The following is an 823-nucleotide window of genomic DNA, read 5'->3' on the forward strand; positions in this document are numbered from 1 at the left end:
GGACAACAGATTACAACCGTCGCTCGATAGCGGAAACGGCGATGTACCGGGTAAAACAGCTGTTCGGGGGTTCACTGACGCTGCGTGACTACGATGGTCAGGTTGCGGAGGCTATGGCCCTGGTACGAGCGCTGAACAAAATGACGAAAGCAGGTATACCTGAAAGCGTGCGTATTGCCTGAAAACACAACCCGCTACGGGGGAGACTTACCCGAAATCTGATTTATTCAACAAAGCCTGAATGATTGTCAGTCCGCTTTGAGCGAAGAGCGGGCATTTCCTTAAAAGAAAATTTAAATCTAATGTAAAGTAAAACTTAACATTAAATAGACCGGTAAATCTGAATGACTATAATTATTTTAATTTATAAAGTGGCCTGACTAAATATTTTTTTCAAAGCTTCCCTAACAATATACACCTTGGTTGCATCAGAAATTCTACCACCATGTGCTCCTGCCTTTTTGAACAACTCACTGAAAATTTCTTTGATAAGAATTTCATTAACTGCNCTGAATGACTATAATTATTTTAATTTATAAAGTGGCCTGACTAAATATTTTTTTCAAAGCTTCCCTAACAATATACACCTTGGTTGCATCAGAAATTCTACCACCATGTGCTCCTGCCTTTTTGAACAACTCACTGAAAATTTCTTTGATAAGAATTTCATTAACTGCTATTTGAGTTTCTTTATTATATTTATCCATTTCCTGTTGGATTAGTCTTAACATGCTTTCCATTTCAGTAGGTTGCTCATTCATCCATTCAATAAGCGCAGATTCATTAGCAATATCTGGGCTTTCTCTATGGCATTTATTGCATA

The 823-nt window shown here is 38.0% G+C and carries 1 protein-coding gene and 1 pseudogene; one reads left to right on the top strand and one right to left on the bottom strand.

Annotated elements, in window-relative coordinates; translation table 11 throughout:
* Positions 1 to 182, top strand: a pseudogene (locus B9P82_RS25210) (IS5/IS1182 family transposase); the annotation flags it as partial.
* Between the two features lie 351 nt (positions 183 to 533).
* Here the strand turns inward: B9P82_RS25210 and B9P82_RS25215 are convergent.
* A partial coding sequence (locus B9P82_RS25215; protein WP_168188472.1) for a hypothetical protein occupies positions 534 to 823 on the bottom strand: 290 nt, incomplete at its 5' end.

It is taken from the genome of Citrobacter sp. L55, from assembly GCF_002850715.1.
GTDB lineage: Bacteria > Pseudomonadota > Gammaproteobacteria > Enterobacterales > Enterobacteriaceae > Citrobacter > Citrobacter braakii.